This window comes from Burkholderia sp. PR2, assembly GCF_052372875.1.
GTDB lineage: Bacteria > Pseudomonadota > Gammaproteobacteria > Burkholderiales > Burkholderiaceae > Burkholderia > Burkholderia diffusa.
On the sequence record NZ_JBQRWH010000001.1, the window covers coordinates 2,515,813 to 2,533,677 of the forward strand.

15 protein-coding genes are annotated in these 17,865 nt (G+C 67.2%); 8 read left to right on the plus strand and 7 right to left on the minus strand.

Going from position 1 to position 17,865, the window contains the following annotated elements; genetic code table 11:
• Nucleotides 1–105 precede the first annotated feature (105 nt).
• From ACT2FV_RS11240 to ACT2FV_RS11250, 3 genes are read right to left on the minus strand one after another with little or no spacing between them, the layout of a single operon-like run.
• Nucleotides 106–1,068, minus strand: coding sequence for an LLM class oxidoreductase (locus tag ACT2FV_RS11240; protein ID WP_151049002.1), 963 nt, complete (start codon nucleotides 1,066–1,068; stop codon nucleotides 106–108).
• A 16-nt stretch (nucleotides 1,069–1,084) separates the two neighbouring features.
• Nucleotides 1,085–1,408: a MoaF-related domain-containing protein gene (locus ACT2FV_RS11245; protein WP_151049001.1), complete on the minus strand. Its 324-nt coding sequence runs from the start codon at nucleotides 1,406–1,408 to the stop codon at nucleotides 1,085–1,087.
• 28 nt (nucleotides 1,409–1,436) lie between these two features.
• The gene (locus tag ACT2FV_RS11250) at nucleotides 1,437–2,639 is read right to left on the minus strand and encodes an MFS transporter (RefSeq protein ID WP_444503858.1); all 1,203 of its coding nucleotides are present in this window, start codon (nucleotides 2,637–2,639) and stop codon (nucleotides 1,437–1,439) included.
• A gap of 101 nt (nucleotides 2,640–2,740) precedes the next feature.
• On the opposite strand from ACT2FV_RS11250, the gene ACT2FV_RS11255 reads away from it, so the two are divergent.
• A complete protein-coding gene (locus tag ACT2FV_RS11255; protein ID WP_444503859.1) occupies nucleotides 2,741–3,685 on the plus strand; it encodes a LysR substrate-binding domain-containing protein in 945 nt (314 codons plus the stop codon).
• Between the two features lie 101 nt (nucleotides 3,686–3,786).
• On the opposite strand, the gene zwf is transcribed toward ACT2FV_RS11255, so the two are convergent.
• Nucleotides 3,787–5,262, minus strand: coding sequence for a glucose-6-phosphate dehydrogenase (gene zwf / locus ACT2FV_RS11260; protein WP_444503860.1), 1,476 nt, complete (start codon nucleotides 5,260–5,262; stop codon nucleotides 3,787–3,789).
• Between the two features lie 202 nt (nucleotides 5,263–5,464).
• Here zwf and ACT2FV_RS11265 point away from each other — a divergent pair, with 202 nt between their 5' ends.
• Together ACT2FV_RS11265 and ACT2FV_RS11270 are read left to right on the plus strand one after the other, a co-directional pair.
• Nucleotides 5,465–6,043: a TetR/AcrR family transcriptional regulator gene (locus ACT2FV_RS11265; protein ID WP_444503861.1), complete on the plus strand. Its 579-nt coding sequence runs from the start codon at nucleotides 5,465–5,467 to the stop codon at nucleotides 6,041–6,043.
• Between the two features lie 199 nt (nucleotides 6,044–6,242).
• Entirely contained in the window at nucleotides 6,243–7,118 is an 876-nt protein-coding gene (locus ACT2FV_RS11270) for an SDR family NAD(P)-dependent oxidoreductase (protein ID WP_444503862.1), read from the plus strand.
• A gap of 122 nt (nucleotides 7,119–7,240) precedes the next feature.
• Here ACT2FV_RS11270 and ACT2FV_RS11275 read toward each other — a convergent pair whose 3' ends face one another.
• Nucleotides 7,241–7,819: a peroxidase-related enzyme gene (locus ACT2FV_RS11275; RefSeq protein ID WP_124624312.1), complete on the minus strand. Its 579-nt coding sequence runs from the start codon at nucleotides 7,817–7,819 to the stop codon at nucleotides 7,241–7,243.
• A 510-nt stretch (nucleotides 7,820–8,329) separates the two neighbouring features.
• On the opposite strand from ACT2FV_RS11275, the gene ACT2FV_RS11280 reads away from it, so the two are divergent.
• Entirely contained in the window at nucleotides 8,330–9,520 is a 1,191-nt protein-coding gene (locus ACT2FV_RS11280; RefSeq protein ID WP_151048996.1) for a M20 aminoacylase family protein, read from the plus strand.
• Between the two features lie 56 nt (nucleotides 9,521–9,576).
• Nucleotides 9,577–10,908 (plus strand): MFS transporter, encoded by a 1,332-nt coding sequence (locus ACT2FV_RS11285; protein WP_124904971.1) that lies wholly within the window; start codon nucleotides 9,577–9,579, stop codon nucleotides 10,906–10,908.
• 91 nt (nucleotides 10,909–10,999) lie between these two features.
• On the opposite strand, the gene ACT2FV_RS11290 is transcribed toward ACT2FV_RS11285, so the two are convergent.
• On the minus strand, nucleotides 11,000–11,788 hold the full coding sequence (locus ACT2FV_RS11290; protein WP_059599073.1) for an IclR family transcriptional regulator: 789 nt from the start codon (nucleotides 11,786–11,788) through the stop codon (nucleotides 11,000–11,002).
• A 227-nt stretch (nucleotides 11,789–12,015) separates the two neighbouring features.
• Between ACT2FV_RS11290 and pcaF the strand changes: the two genes are divergently transcribed.
• Nucleotides 12,016–13,218, plus strand: a complete 1,203-nt coding sequence (gene pcaF, locus ACT2FV_RS11295) for a 3-oxoadipyl-CoA thiolase (RefSeq protein WP_059599074.1) — start codon at nucleotides 12,016–12,018, stop codon at nucleotides 13,216–13,218.
• Between the two features lie 97 nt (nucleotides 13,219–13,315).
• Here the strand turns inward: pcaF and ACT2FV_RS11300 are convergent, their stop codons facing one another.
• Nucleotides 13,316–13,795 carry a DUF523 domain-containing protein gene (locus tag ACT2FV_RS11300; RefSeq protein ID WP_420868019.1) on the minus strand — a complete coding sequence of 160 codons (480 nt, stop codon included), beginning with the start codon at nucleotides 13,793–13,795 and terminating at the stop codon, nucleotides 13,316–13,318.
• A gap of 536 nt (nucleotides 13,796–14,331) precedes the next feature.
• On the opposite strand from ACT2FV_RS11300, the gene ACT2FV_RS11305 reads away from it, so the two are divergent.
• Both ACT2FV_RS11305 and ACT2FV_RS11310 read left to right on the plus strand, forming a co-directional pair.
• Nucleotides 14,332–15,876 (plus strand): methyl-accepting chemotaxis protein, encoded by a 1,545-nt coding sequence (locus tag ACT2FV_RS11305; RefSeq protein WP_174919834.1) that lies wholly within the window; start codon nucleotides 14,332–14,334, stop codon nucleotides 15,874–15,876.
• Between the two features lie 395 nt (nucleotides 15,877–16,271).
• On the plus strand, nucleotides 16,272–17,816 hold the full coding sequence (locus ACT2FV_RS11310; RefSeq protein ID WP_151048084.1) for a methyl-accepting chemotaxis protein: 1,545 nt from the start codon (nucleotides 16,272–16,274) through the stop codon (nucleotides 17,814–17,816).
• Nucleotides 17,817–17,865 lie beyond the last annotated feature (49 nt).

A 17,865-nucleotide genomic window follows, 5' to 3' on the forward strand; every position in this document is an offset into this window, starting at 1 on the left:
TTCTGGCGCCCTGGACTGATGAGATAAACGCCTTTAGAGGTCAAAAATATTTGATTTAAAGTCAAATATTGGTCGTGGATCCCGCTGGCTGGCGGCGTGGCGGCCTCAGGCGGCGCCCGTCAGCGCGTTCGCATCGGCCGCGGCATTCGCATGGAACACCGGCAGCACGTCCGACGCGATCTCGGCCAGCGTCTCGTCGAGCGAGCGGCGGTTGCGGCGGAAATGCAGGCCGATGTGCTGCACGCCGGCGGCGCGCATCGCTGCGAGTTCCTCCGTCAGCGCGATGCGTCCGGCGCGCGCGCCGAAGCGGTGCCGCTGCAGCGGCTCGTGCGGATCTTCCGCGAGGTCGAGGTGGATGAAGCTCACGTACGGCTTGTTGCCGGCCACCGCGCGCCAGTTCGCGACGCGCTGCAGGTGATCGGCCGGCGTGCCCGGATACGCGAGGCAGCCGTCCATGTGCTCGCCGATCCATGCGGGCGTCTGCTGCGCGAGGCCCGCGACGAGCAGCGGCACCGTCGAGCGCGCGGCGGGCAGCACGTCGAGCCCGGGCGGCAGATGCGCGCGCGCGCCGTCGCGCAGCAGCGCGATCTGGTCGCGGAAGTTGGCGCCGCGCGATGCGAAGTCGCGGCCGAACAGCGGATATTCGACCGGCCGGTCGCCGCTCGCGACGCCGAGCAGCAGGCGGCCGCCGCTCAGTTCCTGGATCGTCGCGGCCGATTTCAGCGTCAGCAGCGGTTCGCGCAGCGGCAGCACGACGGCCGCCGTGCCGAGCAGGATGTCGCGCGTGATGCCGGCGAGGTAGCCGAGATACGAGAAGGTCTCGAACACCTGCGCGGCGTCGCCGAACGACGGGTCGTACACCGGCACGTCGCGCACCCAGAGCGCGCGGAAGCCGAGCGTGTCGGCCAGTTGCGCGAGCTCCGCGTGGATTTCCAGGTCGGGCACGCCGGGGCGGCGGCCGTCATGCTGGCGCTTCGCGTCGCCGGCCGGCGACCAGTCGTTGTCGAGCGGCAGTTCGATGCCGATGGTGAAGCCGCCTTCGGCGAGTTTGTCGAGTGAAGTGGACATGGTCGGGCGTCTCCGTTCAGATCGCGCGCAGGCTGCCTTCGAGCCGGTAGAAGTCGAGCGACGACGCGGTGAAGAACGAGCGCGACGTGCCGGCGGCAAAATCGTCGATGTGCACGACCGTCGCGCGGTCGGCTTCCTGCCACGAGATCGCGTAGGTCTCGCCGGCGACGTGCTGCCACGTGAAGGCGACTTCGCCCGTCGCGCCGGCGTACGCGCCTTCGGTGATCTCGTAACGCATGTGGAGGCCGTCCTCGTCATACGCGTTGAGGGCGGTGAGGCCGTCGTAACGGACTTCGAAAGTCTTGCCGGCGAACGGCGGACGTCGGGTCGATGCGTTCATGCTGTGCGGCTCCTGCGGAAAGTGACGTTCAATGGGCGAGTTCGACGGGTTCGGCCGTGCGTTCGGGCAGGCCCTGGCCGCGATCGAGGCGGCCGCTCAGCGCGGTCAGCGCGAACGCACCGAGCGTGACGACGGCGGCGATCCACGGCGTGTGGCCGAGGCCGACGTTCGCGACGATCAGGCCGCCGAGCGACGAGCCGCCGGCGACGCCGAGGTTGAACGCGGCGATGTTGAAGCCCGATGCAACGTCGGTGGCGTCCGGCGCGAAGTGGCGCGCCTGCTTGACGACGTACACCTGCAGGCCCGGCACGTTGCCGAATGCGACCGCGCCCCACGCGAGCATCGTCAGCACCGCGAGCCACTTCACGTGCACCGTGAAGGTCAGTGCGAGCAGCACGATCGCGAGCACCAGGAAGATCTGCTTGAGCGCCTTGACCGGGCCGACGCGGTCGGCGAGCTTGCCGCCCCACACGTTGCCGAACGCGACCGACACGCCGTAGCCGACGAGCACGAGGCTGACCTGCGACGGCGTGAAGCCGGCAATCTGTTCGAGCAGCGGTGCCATGTAGGTGAACGCGATCAGCGAGCCGCCGTAGCCGACCGCCGTCATCGCATAGACGAGCAGCAGGCGCGGCTGGGCCAGCACGCGGAACTGACGGGCGAGCGGCGCCGGCGGCGTCCGCGGAAGGCCGCGCGGCACGAAGGCCACGGCGCCGAGGAACGCGACGAGGCCGAACAGCGCGACGATCAGGAACGTCGCGCGCCAGCCGAAGTGCTGACCGATGAAGGTGCCGAGCGGGATGCCGGCGACGAACGCGACGGTCATGCCGCTGAACATCGTCGCGATCGCGCTGGCGGCCTTGTCCTTCGGCACGAGCGTGGTCGCGATGATCGAGCCGACCGAGAAGAACACGCCGTGCGCAAGGCCGGTGAGCACGCGCGCGACGATCAGCGATTCGTAGCCCGGCGCCTGCCAGGCGACGAGGTTGCCGATCGTGAAGAGCGCCATCAGCGCGGCGAGCAGCGTTTTGCGCGGCACGCGGCCGGTGAGCGCGGTGAGGAGCGGCGCGCCGATCGCGACGCTCAGCGCGTAGAGGCTGACGAGCAGGCCGGCCGACGGCAGGCTGACGCCGAGATCGGCGCCGATCGTCGGGATCAGCCCGACGATCACGAATTCGGTCGTGCCGATGGCAAAGGCGCTGATGGTCAGCGCAAGCAGGGCGAGTGGCATGGCGGGATCCAGGTTCCAGTAAGAATGGATCGCAGTGTGCCGCCTTTACTTTTGCTGAAAAACTGGTCTATAAACCAAATTGTTTTGATTTCAGGTCAACAATGAAAATCACGCTCGACGAACTCCAGGCCTTTGCCGCCGTGGTCGACACCGGTTCGATCACCGCCGCCGCGCAGCAGCTCGACGTCACCGTGTCGGCGGCGAGCCGCACGCTTGCGCGGCTCGAGGAGAAGCTGAAGACCACGCTGCTGCGCCGGACCACGCGCCGGCTCGAACTGACCGAAGAGGGGCGCGCATTCCTGCAGGATGCGCGCGCGATCATCGAATCGGTCGAGAACGCCGAGGAGCAGATGCTCGCGCGGCGCGAGATGCCGTCGGGGCGGCTGCGCGTCGATGCCGCGACGCCGTTCATGCTGCATGTGATCGTGCCGCTCGTGCGCGGCTACCGTGAACGCTTTCCGAAGGTCGAGCTGGAGCTGAACAGCAACGAGGGGATCATCGACCTGCTCGAGCGGCGCACCGACGTCGCGATCCGGATCGGCCGCCTGAAGGATTCGACGCTGCACAGCCGGCGGATCGGCAACAGCCGGTTGCGCATCCTCGCGAGCCCCGCGTACATCGAAGCGCACGGCCAGCCGCGCAAGGTGGAGGATCTCGGCAAGCACACGCTGCTCGGCTTCACGCAGCCCGAATCGCTGAACGTGTGGCCGATCCTCGGCGCGGACGGCGAGCCGAGCCGCATCGAGCCCGGCATCTGGTCGTCGAGCGGCGAGACGCTGCGGCAGCTCGCGCTGGAGGGGGCGGGCGTGGTGTGCCTGTCGGACTTCATGACCGCGCAGGATCGCGAGGCCGGCCGGCTCGTGCAGGTGCTCGCGCGGCAGACGCTCGAGGTCGAGCAGCCGATCAACGCGGTGTATTACCGGAACACTGCGATCTCGTCGCGGATCGCGTCGTTCGTCGATTACATGATCGAGGTGCTGGGCGGCGGGAGCAGCGGCAGCGATGGGTCGACGCGGCGCAAGGCTGCGTGGATGGGGCCGCTGTAACGGCGGCGCGCTGGAAGGGCAGCGGGCAACCGGCTTCGGGCGCCGGCGTGACCCGGCGTGCCGCACGGCGCTTGCGCCGCGGGCACGCCGTCGTGCAAGGCTTACGCTTCCTCAGACCACGACATGTTGTCGCGCGCCAGCAGCGCCGACGATGCCGCCGGTCCGAACGTGCCTGCGGTGTAGAGGCGCGGGCGATCGCCGAGCTGCTTCCAGCCGTCGAGGATCGGTTCGACCCACGACCATGCGGCTTCGAGCTCGTCGCGGCGCATGAAGTGCGTGAGGCGGCCGCGGATCACGTCGATCAGCAGCCGTTCGTACGCTTCCGCGCGCCGCTCCGGAATCGCCTGCTGCAGGTCGAGGTTCAGGCTCACGGGCACCATCTTCATCCCGCTGCCCGGCTCCTTCGCGAGCATCTGCAACTGGATCGACTCTTCCGGCTGGAGCTGGATCACGAGGCGGTTGCTGTAGTGGCGCGGGCCGCTCGGGATGATCGAGAACGGCATGTCCGCGAACTCGATCACGATTTCCGACTGGCGGCGCTGCAGCCGCTTGCCGGTGCGCAGGAAGAACGGCACGTTCGCCCAGCGCCAGTTGTTGATGTGCGCGCGCAGCGCGACGAAGGTTTCCGCGTGGCTGTCCGCCGGCACGTTGTCCTCCTCGAGATAGCCCTTGACCGGCTGTCCGTCGACCGCGCCGGCCGTGTACTGGCCGCGCACCGTGTCGCGCGCGACGTCCGACAGCGCCATCGGCCGCAGCGAGCGCAGCACCTTCAGCTTCTCGTCGCGCACCGCGTCCGGGTCGAGCGACACCGGCGGTTCCATCGCGACGATGCACAGCAGTTGCAGCAGGTGATTCTGCACCATGTCGCGCAGCGCGCCGGTATGGTCGTAGAAGCCCGCGCGGCTGCCGACGCCGACCGTCTCCGCCACCGTGATCTGCACGCTGCGGATGCTCGGCGCCTGCCACAGCGGCCCGAAGATCGGGTTGCCGAAGCGCAGCACCATCAGGTTCTGCACGGTTTCCTTGCCGAGGTAATGGTCGATCCGGTAGATCTGCGATTCCGCGAAATGCTTGCCGACCGCATCGTTGATCGCCTGCGCCGACGCGAGATCGTGGCCGAGCGGCTTTTCGAGGACGACGCGCGAGCGCGAATCGACGAGGTGCGCGGCCGACAGGTTGTCGCAGATCGTCGTGAACAGCTCCGGCGACGTCGACAGGTAGAACACGCGGATCGCGTCGGTGCGCGCCGCTTCGGCGAGCCGTGCGTAGTCTTCCGGCGCGTTCACGTCGATCAGCACGTACTTGAACAGGTCGAGGAAACGGGCCCATGCGTCGGCGTCGAACGCCTTGTCGTCGATGAACGGGCGCGATTGCTCGTCCATGAACTTGCGATAGCCGTCGATGCCCCAGTCGCGCCGGCCGACCGCGATGATGCGCGTCTCCGGCGGCAGGTTGCAGTGCAGGTGCGCCATGTACAGCGCGGGCAACAGCTTGCGGGCGGCCAGGTCGCCGCCGCCGCCGAAGATGATCATGTCGACGGGCTGGTCGGCTTCGGTCTGGTTGGGCTTATTCGTCATGAGTGGATCGCGGTCTGAAGCGGTGTGAGCGTGGAACGAACGTCGAAGCGCCGGGCGCCGGTGCGTTGGCGCGCCAGTACGTGAAAACGCTAATAGTGCACGCTTTTGATCGATTGTGTATGTGTTCCCGTGTCGTAACAGCGCTTGCATGGCACGCATGCCGCGATTATGATTGAGCGCTCACTCATTAAAGGAATCGAACGTGGCCCGACCGCGCAGTCCCGACAAGCACGACGCCATCCTCGCTGCCGCCGCCCGCGCGCTCGCGGAGGACGGCGCGAGCGCGACCACCGCGCGCATTGCCCGGCTCGCCGGCGTCGCGGAAGGCACGGTGTTTACCTATTTCGAGACCAAGGATGCGCTGCTGAATGCGCTGTACCTGAGCCTGAAGGCCGACATGCGCGAGGCGATGATGACCGGGCTTCCGGAACACGCGCCGGCCGAACAGGCGATGCGGCATGCGTGGAACGGCTATGTGTCGTGGGGCGTCGCGAATCCGGACGGGCGCCGCGCGCTGCAGCAGCTCGGCGTGAGCGGCCGCATCGACGACGCGCATCGCGCGGCCGGGGCCGAGGGGTTCGGCGCGATCAGCTCGCTGCTGCGCGCGCAGGTTGCGGCTGCGGGCGGGCTGAAGGCCGACCATGCGCACGCGTTCTGCGCGGCGCTGTTCACGTCGATCGCGGAAACGGCGATGGAATCGATCGCGCGCGCTCCGGCGCTGGCCGACGGATACCGGGAAGCGGGGTTTCGTGCGCTGTGGGCCGTGTTGCACGCAGTATGAGTGGACGGCTCGCCGGGCGGGCTGCCTGGCGGACGGCAGGAGACGGGTGAGCGGCGGCGCGTTCGGTTCGGGCGCATCCGCCGCGGCGGAAGGCGGTTTCAGGCAGGGCGCGGCACGGTGAAAGTCACCGTTTCAGCGCCTGTATTAATGAGTGAGTAATCATTCATTTTGTGATTTCAACCTTGTCGAGGAGTGGAAAATGTCGAAAGTCTGGCTGGTAACAGGGGCCGCACGCGGCCTGGGGCGCTCGATCGCGGAAGCGGTGCTGGCGGCGGGCGATCGTCTGGCGGCCGGTGCGCGCGATCCCGCGCGGCTCGCGGATCTGGAAGAACGGTACGGCGACCGGCTGCTGCCGATTGAACTCGACGTGACCGACGCAGCGGCAGCCGCGCATGCGGTGGCGGCCGCCCGCGACGCGTTCGGCCGCATCGACGTGCTGGTGAACAACGCGGGCTTCGGTCATACGGCGCCGTTCGAGCAGATCGGCGCCGATGACTTCCGCGACCAGATCGAAACGAACCTGTTCGGCGTGGTCAACCTGACGCGCGCGGTGCTGCCGACGATGCGTGCGCAGCGCGCGGGCCACATCTTCCAGGTGTCGTCGGTCGGCGGGCGCACGTCGACGCCCGGCCTGTCCGCGTATCAGGCCGCGAAGTGGGCGGTCGGCGGGTTCAGCGACGTGCTGTCGAAGGAAGTCGCGCCGTTCGGCGTGCGCGTCTGCACGCTGGAGCCGGGCGGGATGCGCACCGAATGGGCCGCGCAGGCGAAGCGCGAGGTCGACGGCCTGCTGCCCGACTATCAGCCGTCGGTCGGGAAGATTCTCGAATTGCTCGGCGCGTACGGCGGCCACGAGGTCGGCGATCCGGCGCGGATCGCGAAGCTGATCGTCGAGTTGTCGCGTCGCGACGACGTGCCGATGCGTCTGCTGCTCGGCGGCGATGCGCTGTTCGTGTGCGAGCAGGCGGAAGCGCAGCGTGCAGAGGAGGCGGCGCGGTGGCGCGATACGACGCTGTCGACGATGTTCCCGGACGCGAAGTTGCCGGAGGGACTGCAGGCGTTGAAGAAGGTCGGGTAAGTCTGGGAGCCGGGGCATCGCGGGTTCGCTTGAGCGCCGCGCCAACGCCCCGCCGGCGCCGACGCGCGGCGACTGGATGACGCCCGGTCGCATGCACGCCGGATCGCCGTTGCCGGCCGCCTTCAGCGCCCTAGCGCGTAGAACTCCGCGTTGGGCCGCATGTTGGTCACGTTCGCGATGCGATTCGACATCCCGAAGAACGCCGAGATCGCCGCGATGTCCCAGGCGTCCTCGTCGGTGAAGCCATGCGACTTCAGCGTATCGAAGTCCGCTTCGCCCACCTGGTGCGCGGTCTGCGAAACCTTCATCGCGAAGTCGAGCATCGCCTTCTGTCGCGCGGTGATGTCGGCCTTGCGATAGTTGGTCGCGACCTGGTCGGCGATCAGCGGATCCTTCGCGCGAATGCGCAGGATCGCGCCGTGCGCGATCACGCAGTACTGACACTGGTTCACGCTGCTGGTGGCCACGACGATCATCTCGCGTTCGGCCTTGGTGAGGTTGCCCGGCTTGTCCATCAGCGCATCGTGGTATGCCATGAACGCGCGAAACTCGTCCGGGCGATGCGCGAGCGTGAGGAATACGTTCGGGACGAAGCCCGATTTCTCCTGGACGGTCGCGATTCGTTCGCGAATGTCGTCGGGCAGGTCTTCGAGTGCCGGCACGGGGAAGCGGCTGACGGGCGCGTTGTCTGCAGCGGTCATGAGGTCTCCTGGATAAATTGGTGCGGGCGGTCTCGACGCACGAGCCGCCGGCCTGAATCGAATCGACGGATGGCCGTTGCCGGCGCCGTGCGTTGACGTCCACGACGATGCGGCCGCGCACCTTGCCGCCGATCGGTTCGTCGGCGCGCGGGATGACGTGCTTCCCTGTGTGATGGTCCAAGGCCATGATTGTAAAGAAAATTACTTCTTTTCATCCCGCGTTTTTCTTTTGATCGTTCGGCCAATTCATGCCTTTCGTGCCGAGGCCACGCAGCCGGTAGACGCAATCTCCAGCAGCGCTTGTTTGCGAGGGTCATCACGCAAGCGTCGACGAGGTCGGGACGCGAAGTGGCCTCCGCCGTGCCCGTATTAACCCTGATTAATAAATCTTATCGCGGTGAAAAATTCCGCATCTTATTGAACCGATATCGGCTCGCTATAGTGGCTCGCTTTCCCGCACGCAACCGTTCGCGTGCGGCTGACACGCTGACGATCAGCAGGAGCCGCTTGATGACCACCGACGTCCGATTCACCGAAATCGAGGATCTGATGCCCGCCGCCGGCGGGCTGCGCGAGATTCGCCACCACATTCACCATCATCCGGAACTCGCGTACGAGGAGCACGAGACGGCCGCGCTCGTCGCGGACAAGCTCGAGCAATGGGGCTGGCAAGTGACGCGCGGGGTCGGCAAGACGGGGGTGGTCGGCACGCTGCGCGTCGGCGACGGCACGCGCAGCATCGGCATCCGTGCGGACATGGACGCGCTGCCGATCCTGGAGGCGACCGGCCTGCCGTACGCGAGCGGCACGCACGGCAAGATGCACGCATGCGGCCACGACGGCCACACGACGATGCTGCTCGGCGCCGCGCAACACCTCGCGAAGACGCGCAACTTCTCCGGCACCGTGCACCTGTATTTCCAGCCGGCGGAGGAGCACGGCGTCGACAGCGGCGCGAAAAAGATGATCGACGACGGCCTGTTCGAGCGCTTTCCGTGCGATGCGGTGTTCGGCATGCACAACCATCCGGGCGCGGCGCCCGGCGTGTTCCTCACGCGGCGCGGCCCGTTCATGTCGGCCGGCGACAAGGCGATCATCTCGATCGAGGGCGTCGGCGGCCACGCGGCGCGGCCGCACCTGACGGTCGACCCGGTGGTCGTCGCGGCGAGCATCGTGATGGCGCTGCAGACGATCGTCGCGCGCAACGTCGACCCGTCGCAGCCGGCGGTCGTCACGGTCGGCTCGATGCACGCGGGCACCGCGAACAACGTGATCCCGAACGGCGCGCGCCTCGACCTCAGCGTGCGGTCGTTCAGCCCCGACGTGCGTGCGCTGCTCAAGCGCCGCATCGTCGAGCTCGCCGAGTCGCAGGCCGCGAGTTACGGTGCGACCGCGCACGTCGAGTACATCGAAGGCTATCCGGTCGTCGTCAATACGGATGCCGAAACGGATTTCGCTGCGCAGGTCGCGCGCGAGCTGGTCGGCGACGCGCACGTGGTCGAGCAGGCCGACCTGCTGATGGGCAGCGAGGATTTCGCGTTCATGCTGCAGCAGCGGCCGGGCTCGTTCGTGCGGCTCGGCAACGGCGAAGGCGAGGACGGCTGCATGGTGCACAACCCGAAGTACGACTTCAACGATCGCAACCTGCCGATCGGCGCGGCGTTCTGGACGCGTCTGGTCGAGCGATACCTCGGGCAGTAACCCCGGCGGCGGCGCGCGGCCGGCGCTTCCGGCCGCATTGAGAGGAGAAACGAACGATGCAGAAAGACCATCTCGCGCTGCACCCCGCGTCGACGGGGGCTGCCGAAACCGATGCGCGCGGCGCACCGGCCGTCACGAAGCGCGGCGCGATCGCGGCGGCCGTGATCGGCAACTGGCTGGAGTTCTTCGATTTCACCGTGTACGGCTTTTTCGCGGTGCTGATCGGCACGCTGTTCTTCCCGTCGAGCGATCCGACCACGTCGCTGCTGCTGTCGGTCGCGACGTTCGCCGCCGGCTTCTTCACGCGGCCGCTCGGCAGCGTCGTGCTCGGCGTCTATGCGGACCGCAAGGGCCGCAAGGCCGCGCTGAACCTGACGATCATGCTGATGGCGCTCGGCACCGGCCTGATCGCGATCGCGCCGACCTACGCGCAGGTCGGCGTGGCCGCGCCGCTGCTGGTGGTCTGCGCGCGGCTGATGCAGGGCTTCTCGCAGGGCGGCGAGTTCGGCGCGGCGACGTCCACGCTGATCGAGCAGGGCGGCACGTCGCACCGCGCGTTCCGCGCGAGCTGGCAGCTGGCGACGCAGGGCGGCGCGGCGTTGATGGGGTCGGGCTTCGCGGCGCTGCTGTCGAACACGCTGACGAAGGACGCGCTCGAGGGCTGGGGCTGGCGCCTGCCGTTCCTCGTGGGCGTGCTGATCGCGCCGGTCGGCATGTATCTGCGCCGTCGGCTCGCGGACGATGCGCCCGGCGACAGCCATCACGGGATCGAACGCGGCGTGCTGCGCGAGCTGTTCTCGCAGCACACGCGCACGGTGCTGCTGCTGATGCTGACGGTGATGGGCGGAACGGTGTCGACCTACATCCTGACGTTCTACATGCCGACCTATGCGATCCATACGCTCGGGCTGCCGATGAAGCTGTCGATGTTCGTCGGCGTGGCGTCGGGTTGCGTGATGCTGGTGACGTGTCCGCTGTTCGGCTGGCTGTCGGACCGCCTCGGCAGCCGGCGCCTGCCGATCTTCGTCGGACGCGGCGTGCTGGTCCTGCTGCTGTTCCCGGCGTTCTGGCTGATGAACCATCATCCGACGCTGCCGGTGATCCTGCCGCTGACCGCGCTGATGCTGCTGTTCTATTCGCTCGGTTCGGCATCCGAAATGGCGCTGATGTGCGAATCGCTGCCGCGCCACGTGCGCGCGACGGGCATCTCGATCGCGTATGCGCTCGCGGTGACGATCTTCGGCGGCACCGCGCAGCTGATCGCGACCTGGCTCGTGAAGACGACGGGCAGCAAGCTCGCGCCGGCCGGCTACGTGGCCGCGTGCGTGGTGCTGTCGCTGATCGCGGTCGCGATGCTGCGCGAGACGGCGCGGGATTCGATGGACTGACGCAAAGCATGGCGCGGCACGACGGGCGGCAAGCGGCGATACGCGCTTACCGCCCGCGCACCACCCTCAGGTACGACGCGCGCCCCTTCGCTCATCCGCGCCGTGCCACCAGCTCCGACACCGTCTGCGCGGCCTGCTGCAGCGGCCCGAGAAACTCCTTCACCATCTGCTTCGCGGTGTGCCGCTGCGCGTTGCCGCTGATGTTCATCGCGGCGATCACCTGCCCGCGCCGGTTGCGGATCGGCGCCGAGATCGACATCAAGCCCACTTCGAGTTCCTGGTCGACCACGGCCCAGCCTTGCTGGCGCACCTGTGCGATCGTCGCCTTCAGCTCGCCGATGTCTGTGATCGTGCGCGGCGTGTGTGCGCGGATGCCGCTCTGCGCAAGCGTTTCGTCGAGCGCCGCGTCGTCGAGCGCGGACAGCAGCACACGGCCCATCGACGTGCAGTATGCGGGCAGGCGGCTGCCAATCGACAGGTTGATCGTCATGATCTTGCGGGTCGGCACGCGCAGCACGTAGACGATCTCGGTGCGGTCGAGCACGGCGGCCGAGCAGCTTTCGTGGATCTGCGCGGACAGCTGCTCCATGACCGGATCGGCGAGATTCCAGAACGGCATCGACGTGAGATACGCGAAGCCGAGTTCGAGGATCTTCGGCGTGAGCCGGAACAGCCGGCCGTCGGCCTCGACATAGCCGAGCGTCTGCAGCGTCAGCAGGATCCGGCGCGCGCCGGCGCGCGTGAGCCCGGTGGCCGAGGCGACCTCGGTGAGCGTCTGCTCCGGGCGCTGGGCGTCGAATGCGCGGATCACCGCGAGGCCGCGCGCGAACGACTGCACATAGGAGTCGCCCGGTTTCGTCTGGATGTCTTCGGTTGTCATGAACGGTCGGATTGTCGTGCAGCCGAGAAGATAGCGCATGGGGCCTGACACGCCAACCGCACCGCGGACCGGGCGCTTGACAGGTCGTCCCCGCACTCCCTATGATGCGCTGAACGTTCGATACACGATCTTATGTTCGTATATAGAACATTTAAGCGCATCCCGGCGGGCAATGCAAGGGGCGCGTTTCATTCACTTCCCAGCCTTGCATGAGACCGGAGACACTGATGACCGAAGCTTTTCTGTGTGATGCGATTCGTACCCCGATCGGCCGTTACGGCGGCGCGCTGTCCGGCGTGCGCGCCGACGACCTCGGCGCGGTGCCGCTCAAGGCGCTCGTCGAGCGTAACCGCGACGTCGACTGGACGGCGATCGACGACGTGATCTACGGCTGCGCGAACCAGGCCGGCGAGGACAACCGCAACGTCGCGCGCATGTCCGCGCTGCTCGCGGGGCTGCCGGAGGGCGTGCCGGGTTCGACGATCAACCGCCTGTGCGGTTCCGGGATGGACGCGGTCGGTGTGGCCGCGCGTGCGATCAAATCGGGCGAAGCCGCGCTGATGGTGGCCGGCGGCGTCGAAAGCATGACGCGCGCGCCGTTCGTGATGGGCAAGGCTGCCAGCGCATTTGCGCGTCAGGCCGACATCTACGACACGACGATCGGCTGGCGCTTCGTCAATCCGCTGATGAAACAACTGCATGGCGTCGATTCGATGCCGGAGACGGCCGAGAACGTCGCGGTCGATTACAACATCAGCCGCGCCGACCAGGACCTGTTCGCGCTGCGCAGCCAGCAGAAGGCCGCGCGTGCGCAGCAGGACGGCACGCTCGCCGAGGAAATCGTCCCGGTGACGATTCCGCAGAAGAAGGGCGATCCGGTCGTTTTTTCGCGTGACGAGCATCCGCGCGAAACGTCGCTCGAAACGCTCGCGAAGCTGAAGGGCGTCGTGCGTCCGGACGGCTCGGTGACGGCCGGCAACGCGTCGGGTGTCAACGACGGCGCCGCCGCGCTGCTGCTCGCGAACGAAGCCACTGCGAAGCGCTTCGGCCTGACGCCGCGCGCACGCGTGCTCGGCATCGCGACGGCGGGCGTCGCGCCGCGCGTGATGGGTATCGGCCCCGCGCCGGCCACGCAGAAGCTGCTCGCACGGCTCGGGATGACGATCGACCAGTTCGACGTGATCGAGCTGAACGAAGCGTTCGCGTCGCAGGGCCTCGCGGTGCTGCGCATGCTGGGCGTCGCCGACGACGATCCTCGCGTGAACCCGAACGGCGGCGCGATCGCGCTCGGCCATCCGCTCGGCGCGTCGGGCGCGCGCCTCGTGACGACGGCGATGTATCAGCTGCACCGCACCAACGGCCGCTTCGCGCTGTGCACGATGTGCATCGGCGTCGGCCAGGGCATCGCGATCGCGATCGAGCGCGTCTGATCGCGTCATCCGGTCACGTGGCGAGGTTCACGCCGCTTGACCGGGTTCCCTCTCCAAACGATGTGGCTGGCACGCGATCAACGTGCCGGCCACATCGTCATTCAGCTTGCGATCGTTGCGCGAGGCGTGCGACGAGCGCGTCGATCTCGGTGTCCGCGAACACCTCGACGCCATGCTGGCGCAGCAGCGCCGCCGTCACACCGGCGCCGGCATGCCGCCGGCCCGCAAAACGCCCGTCGTAAATGAAACTGCTTCCGCACGACGGACTTCCGTCCGCCAGGATCGCGTAGCGGCAGTCGTGCGCGCGTGCCAGCGCGAGCGCGGTGTGCGCGCCGTCGACGAACGGCGCTGTCACGTCGGTGCCGTGCACGTCGACGATGCGTGCGGCACCCGACAAAACGCGTTGCCCTGATTCCCCGTCGGCGATTTCGGCGGGCGGACGCGGCACGCTCAATCCCCCTGCCAGTTCCGGACACACGGGCACCAGGCGCCCTTCGCGCTGCCATCGTGCGAGCGTTTCGTGCGCCGCGGTCTTCGCCGAGCCGTTGTAACGGACGGGGTGACCGAGCACGCACATGCTGACGAGGATCTTCGGCGAGGCGGGTGGCGGCGACGCGTTCTGCAATGTCGTTCTCCGAGCGGGCGGTGGTGGTGAGCGAGCGGAAATTCTACGCACGGGCTGCGTTCGCGCGCGTACGGATGACGGATGATCTCGCGCCGAGCGGCATGTCCGCCACCGCATTCCGACACGACCGATTCCATTGATCGCCGGATTATTGCGTCGAATTCATATGCCGGTTGAATGGAGTCGATCAGGCCGAATCGTTTCGCTGTGCGCAATGGTTGTCTGAACCGATGCGTCGCGTGACGTAATCCCGCCAAGCATCGGGCTGTATCCGCGAAGCGCTGGACGCGATTATCGCTGGAATATTTGATCGAAATCATGTCGATGACGGAATCCGATATTTCATGCGCTTTCGGACTAAGGATTTCCCGGTGGTTGCCGACAGTAAGGACGAGACCGTCGTAAAGCGATAAACCGTTTTTCGGCTACTGAGCGTGATTTTCGCGCCGCGCGGATCCCGCAGACGGATCCGCCTTTCGGAGCCTTGCATGCGCAACAACCAACCTGTTACCCAACAAGAATTCGAATTTCCCGATGACGTCACGCTGATGTCGACCACTGATCCCGACAGCATCATCACGTACGCGAACACGACGTTCGAATACGTGAGCGGCTTCTCGAACGACGAACTCGTCGGTCAGCCGCACAACGTCGTGCGGCACCCGGATATGCCGAAGGAGGCGTTCGCCGACATGTGGGCGACGCTGAAAAACGGCGAACCGTGGACCGCACTCGTGAAGAACCGCCGCAGGAACGGCGACCACTACTGGGTGCGCGCGAACGCGGTGCCGGTGATGCGCGACGGCGTGCCGCGCGGCTACCTGTCGGTGCGCACCAAGGCGCCGCGCGACGAGATCGCCGCGGCCGACGCGTTGTATCGCGCGTTCCGCGAAGGCAAGGCGGGCAATCGCCGGTTCCACAGAGGGCTGATCGTCCGGACCGGGTTGATGCGGATCCTGTCGCTGCCGCAGACGATGTCGGTGCGCGCGCGCGTGCATTCGACGCTGTGCGTGCTGGCGCCGGCCGTCGTTGGCGCGGGCTGGGCATGCGGGCTGGCCGGCGGCGGGCTCGCGGCGTTTGCCGCCGCGACGGCCGGCGTGTCGGTGGCCGCTGGCCTGTGGCTCGATGCGCAGATCGTGCGTCCGCTGAAACGGCTGCACGACCAGGCGCTGAACGTCGCGACCGGCGAAAGCCGCCGCGGCGTGCGGATGAACCGCGTCGACGAGATTGGCATGACGCTGCGCACGATCAACCAGCTCGGGCTGATGTTCCGCTGGCTCGTCGACGACGTCAGCGAGCAGGTGCACAACGTGCAGCGCGCGAGCAACGAGATCGCGCAGGGCAACAACGACCTGAGCGCGCGTACCGAGCAGGCGGCGTCGAGCGTGCAGGAAACCGCCGCGTCGATGGCCGAGATGACGGCCACCGTCGACAGCAATGCCGAGACCGCGCTGCAGGCGAACCAGCTCGCCGTGTCCGCGAGCGAAGCGGCCGAGCGAGGCGGGCAGGCGGTGAGCGAGGTCGTGACGACGATGCACGACATCACGGCGAGTTCGCGCAAGATTTCCGACATCATCGGCGTGATCGACGGCATCGCGTTCCAGACCAACATCCTCGCGCTGAACGCGGCGGTCGAGGCGGCGCGCGCGGGCGAACAGGGGCGAGGCTTCGCGGTGGTCGCGGGCGAAGTGCGGGCGCTCGCGCAGCGCAGCGCGAACGCGGCGAAGGAGATCAAGACGCTGATCGGCGCGAGCGTCGAGCGGGTCGAGTCGGGCGCGCGGCGGGTCGACGATGCGGGCAGGACGATGGAGGACATCGTCACGCAGGTGAAGCGTGTGTCGGACCTGATCGCGGAGATCAGCTCGTCGACGGCCGAGCAGAGCACGGGCGTCGCGCAGGTCGATCAGGCGGTCGTGCATCTGGACAACATCACGCAGCAGAACGCGGCGCTGGTCGAGCAGAGCGCGGCGGCGTCGGAAAGCCTGAAGCAGCAGGCGACGCGACTCGTCGATGCGGTGAACGTGTTTCGATAATCGACGGGGGCGGGCGCCTGCGCGTTCCGTCGCGGCGAGCTGGTTAAATCCCGGCGTTCCGATTCGATTCGAATATATATAGAACGAGAAGAATTCTCATTTCCGGGCCCGGATTTATTCGCTGATCCGGGCGGAGGATATGTTTACATTAATCAGACAATTAGTGGCCAAGTATTTGATAAGACGGTTTTTTTGATTCACCTGTAAACAAAATTTTCGGCTGAATCAAGATGGTGCGAAATTAATGCATATTTACCCGTGGTCGGCATAATGTTTTCGGCAGATTTGCCGAAAGCGCAGGAGTGTGATCGAACGCATGCGGGACGACCGCGATGCGTACGGTCTCGATCCAATTCACAAGCGGACGCAAGATCCGCAACCGGGAACTCCACACCATGCGCAATAACCAGCCTGTCACGCAACGCGAATTCGAATTCCCCGATGACGCGACGCTGATGTCGACCACCGACGCGGACAGTTACATCAAATACGCGAATGCCGCGTTCATCCAGGTCAGCGGATTTTCCCCCGAGGAGATCGAAGGCCAGCCGCACAACGTCGTGCGGCACCCGGATATGCCGAAGGAGGCGTTCGCCGACATGTGGGCGACGCTGAAGAACGGCGAACCGTGGACCGCGCTTGTTAAGAATCGCCGCAAGAACGGCGATCACTACTGGGTCCGTTCGAATACGGTGCCGGTGATGCGCAACGGGCAGCCGACCGGCTACATGTCGGTGCGCACGAAGGCGTCGCGCGACGAGATCGCCGCGGCCGACGCGCTGTATCGCGCATTCCGCGAAGGCAAGGCGGGCAATCGCCGGTTCCACAAGGGGCTGATCGTCCGGACCGGGTTGATGCGCGTCGCGTCGCTGTTCCAGACGATGTCGGTGCGCGCGCGGCTGCATTCGACGCTGTGCGTGCTGGCGCCGGCCGTCGTCGGCGCGGGCTGGGCATGCGGGTTGACCGGCGGCGGGCTCGCGGCGTTTGCCGCCGCGACGGCCGGCGTGTCGGTGGCCGCTGGCCTGTGGCTCGATGCGCAGATCGCGCGTCCACTGATGCAGCTGCGCGACCAGGCGTTGCGCGTCGCGTCCGGCGAGAGCCGTACCGGCGTGGCGATGAACCGCGTCGACGAGATCGGCATGACGCTGCGCACGATCAACCAGCTCGGGCTGATGTTCCGCTGGCTCGTCGACGACGTCAGCGAGCAGGTGCACAACGTGCAGCGCGCGAGCAACGAGATCGCGCAGGGCAACAACGACCTGAGCGCGCGCACCGAGCAGGCGTCGACCAGCGTGCAGCAGACGGCCGCGTCGATGGCCGAGATGACGGCCACGGTGTCGAGCAATGCGGAGACGGCGCTGCAGGCCAACCAGTTGTCGGTTTCCGCGAGCGAGGCGGCCGAGCGAGGCGGGCAGGCGGTGAGCGAGGTCGTGACGACGATGAACGACATCACGGCCAGTTCACGCAAGATTTCCGACATCATCGGCGTGATCGACGGCATCGCGTTCCAGACCAACATCCTCGCGCTGAACGCGGCGGTCGAGGCGGCGCGCGCGGGCGATCAGGGGCGAGGCTTCGCAGTGGTCGCCGGCGAGGTGCGGGCGCTCGCGCAGCGCAGCGCGAACGCGGCAAAGGAGATCAAGACGCTGATCGGCGCGAGCGTCGAGCGGGTCGAATCGGGCGCACGGATCGTCGACGGCGCGGGCAGGACGATGGAGGACATCGTCACGCAGGTGAAGCGTGTGTCGGACCTGATCGCGGAGATCAGTTCGTCGACGGCCGAGCAGAGCACGGGCGTCGCGCAGGTCGATCAGGCGGTCGTGCATCTGGACAACATCACGCAGCAGAACGCGGCGCTGGTCGAGCAGAGCGCGGCGGCGTCGGAAAGTCTGAAGCAGCAGGCGACGCGACTCGTCGATGCGGTGAACGTGTTTCGTTGAAGGCGGCGGAGGGAGGTGACGCGGGCGCGGCGGAGAGGGGGCGCCGGCC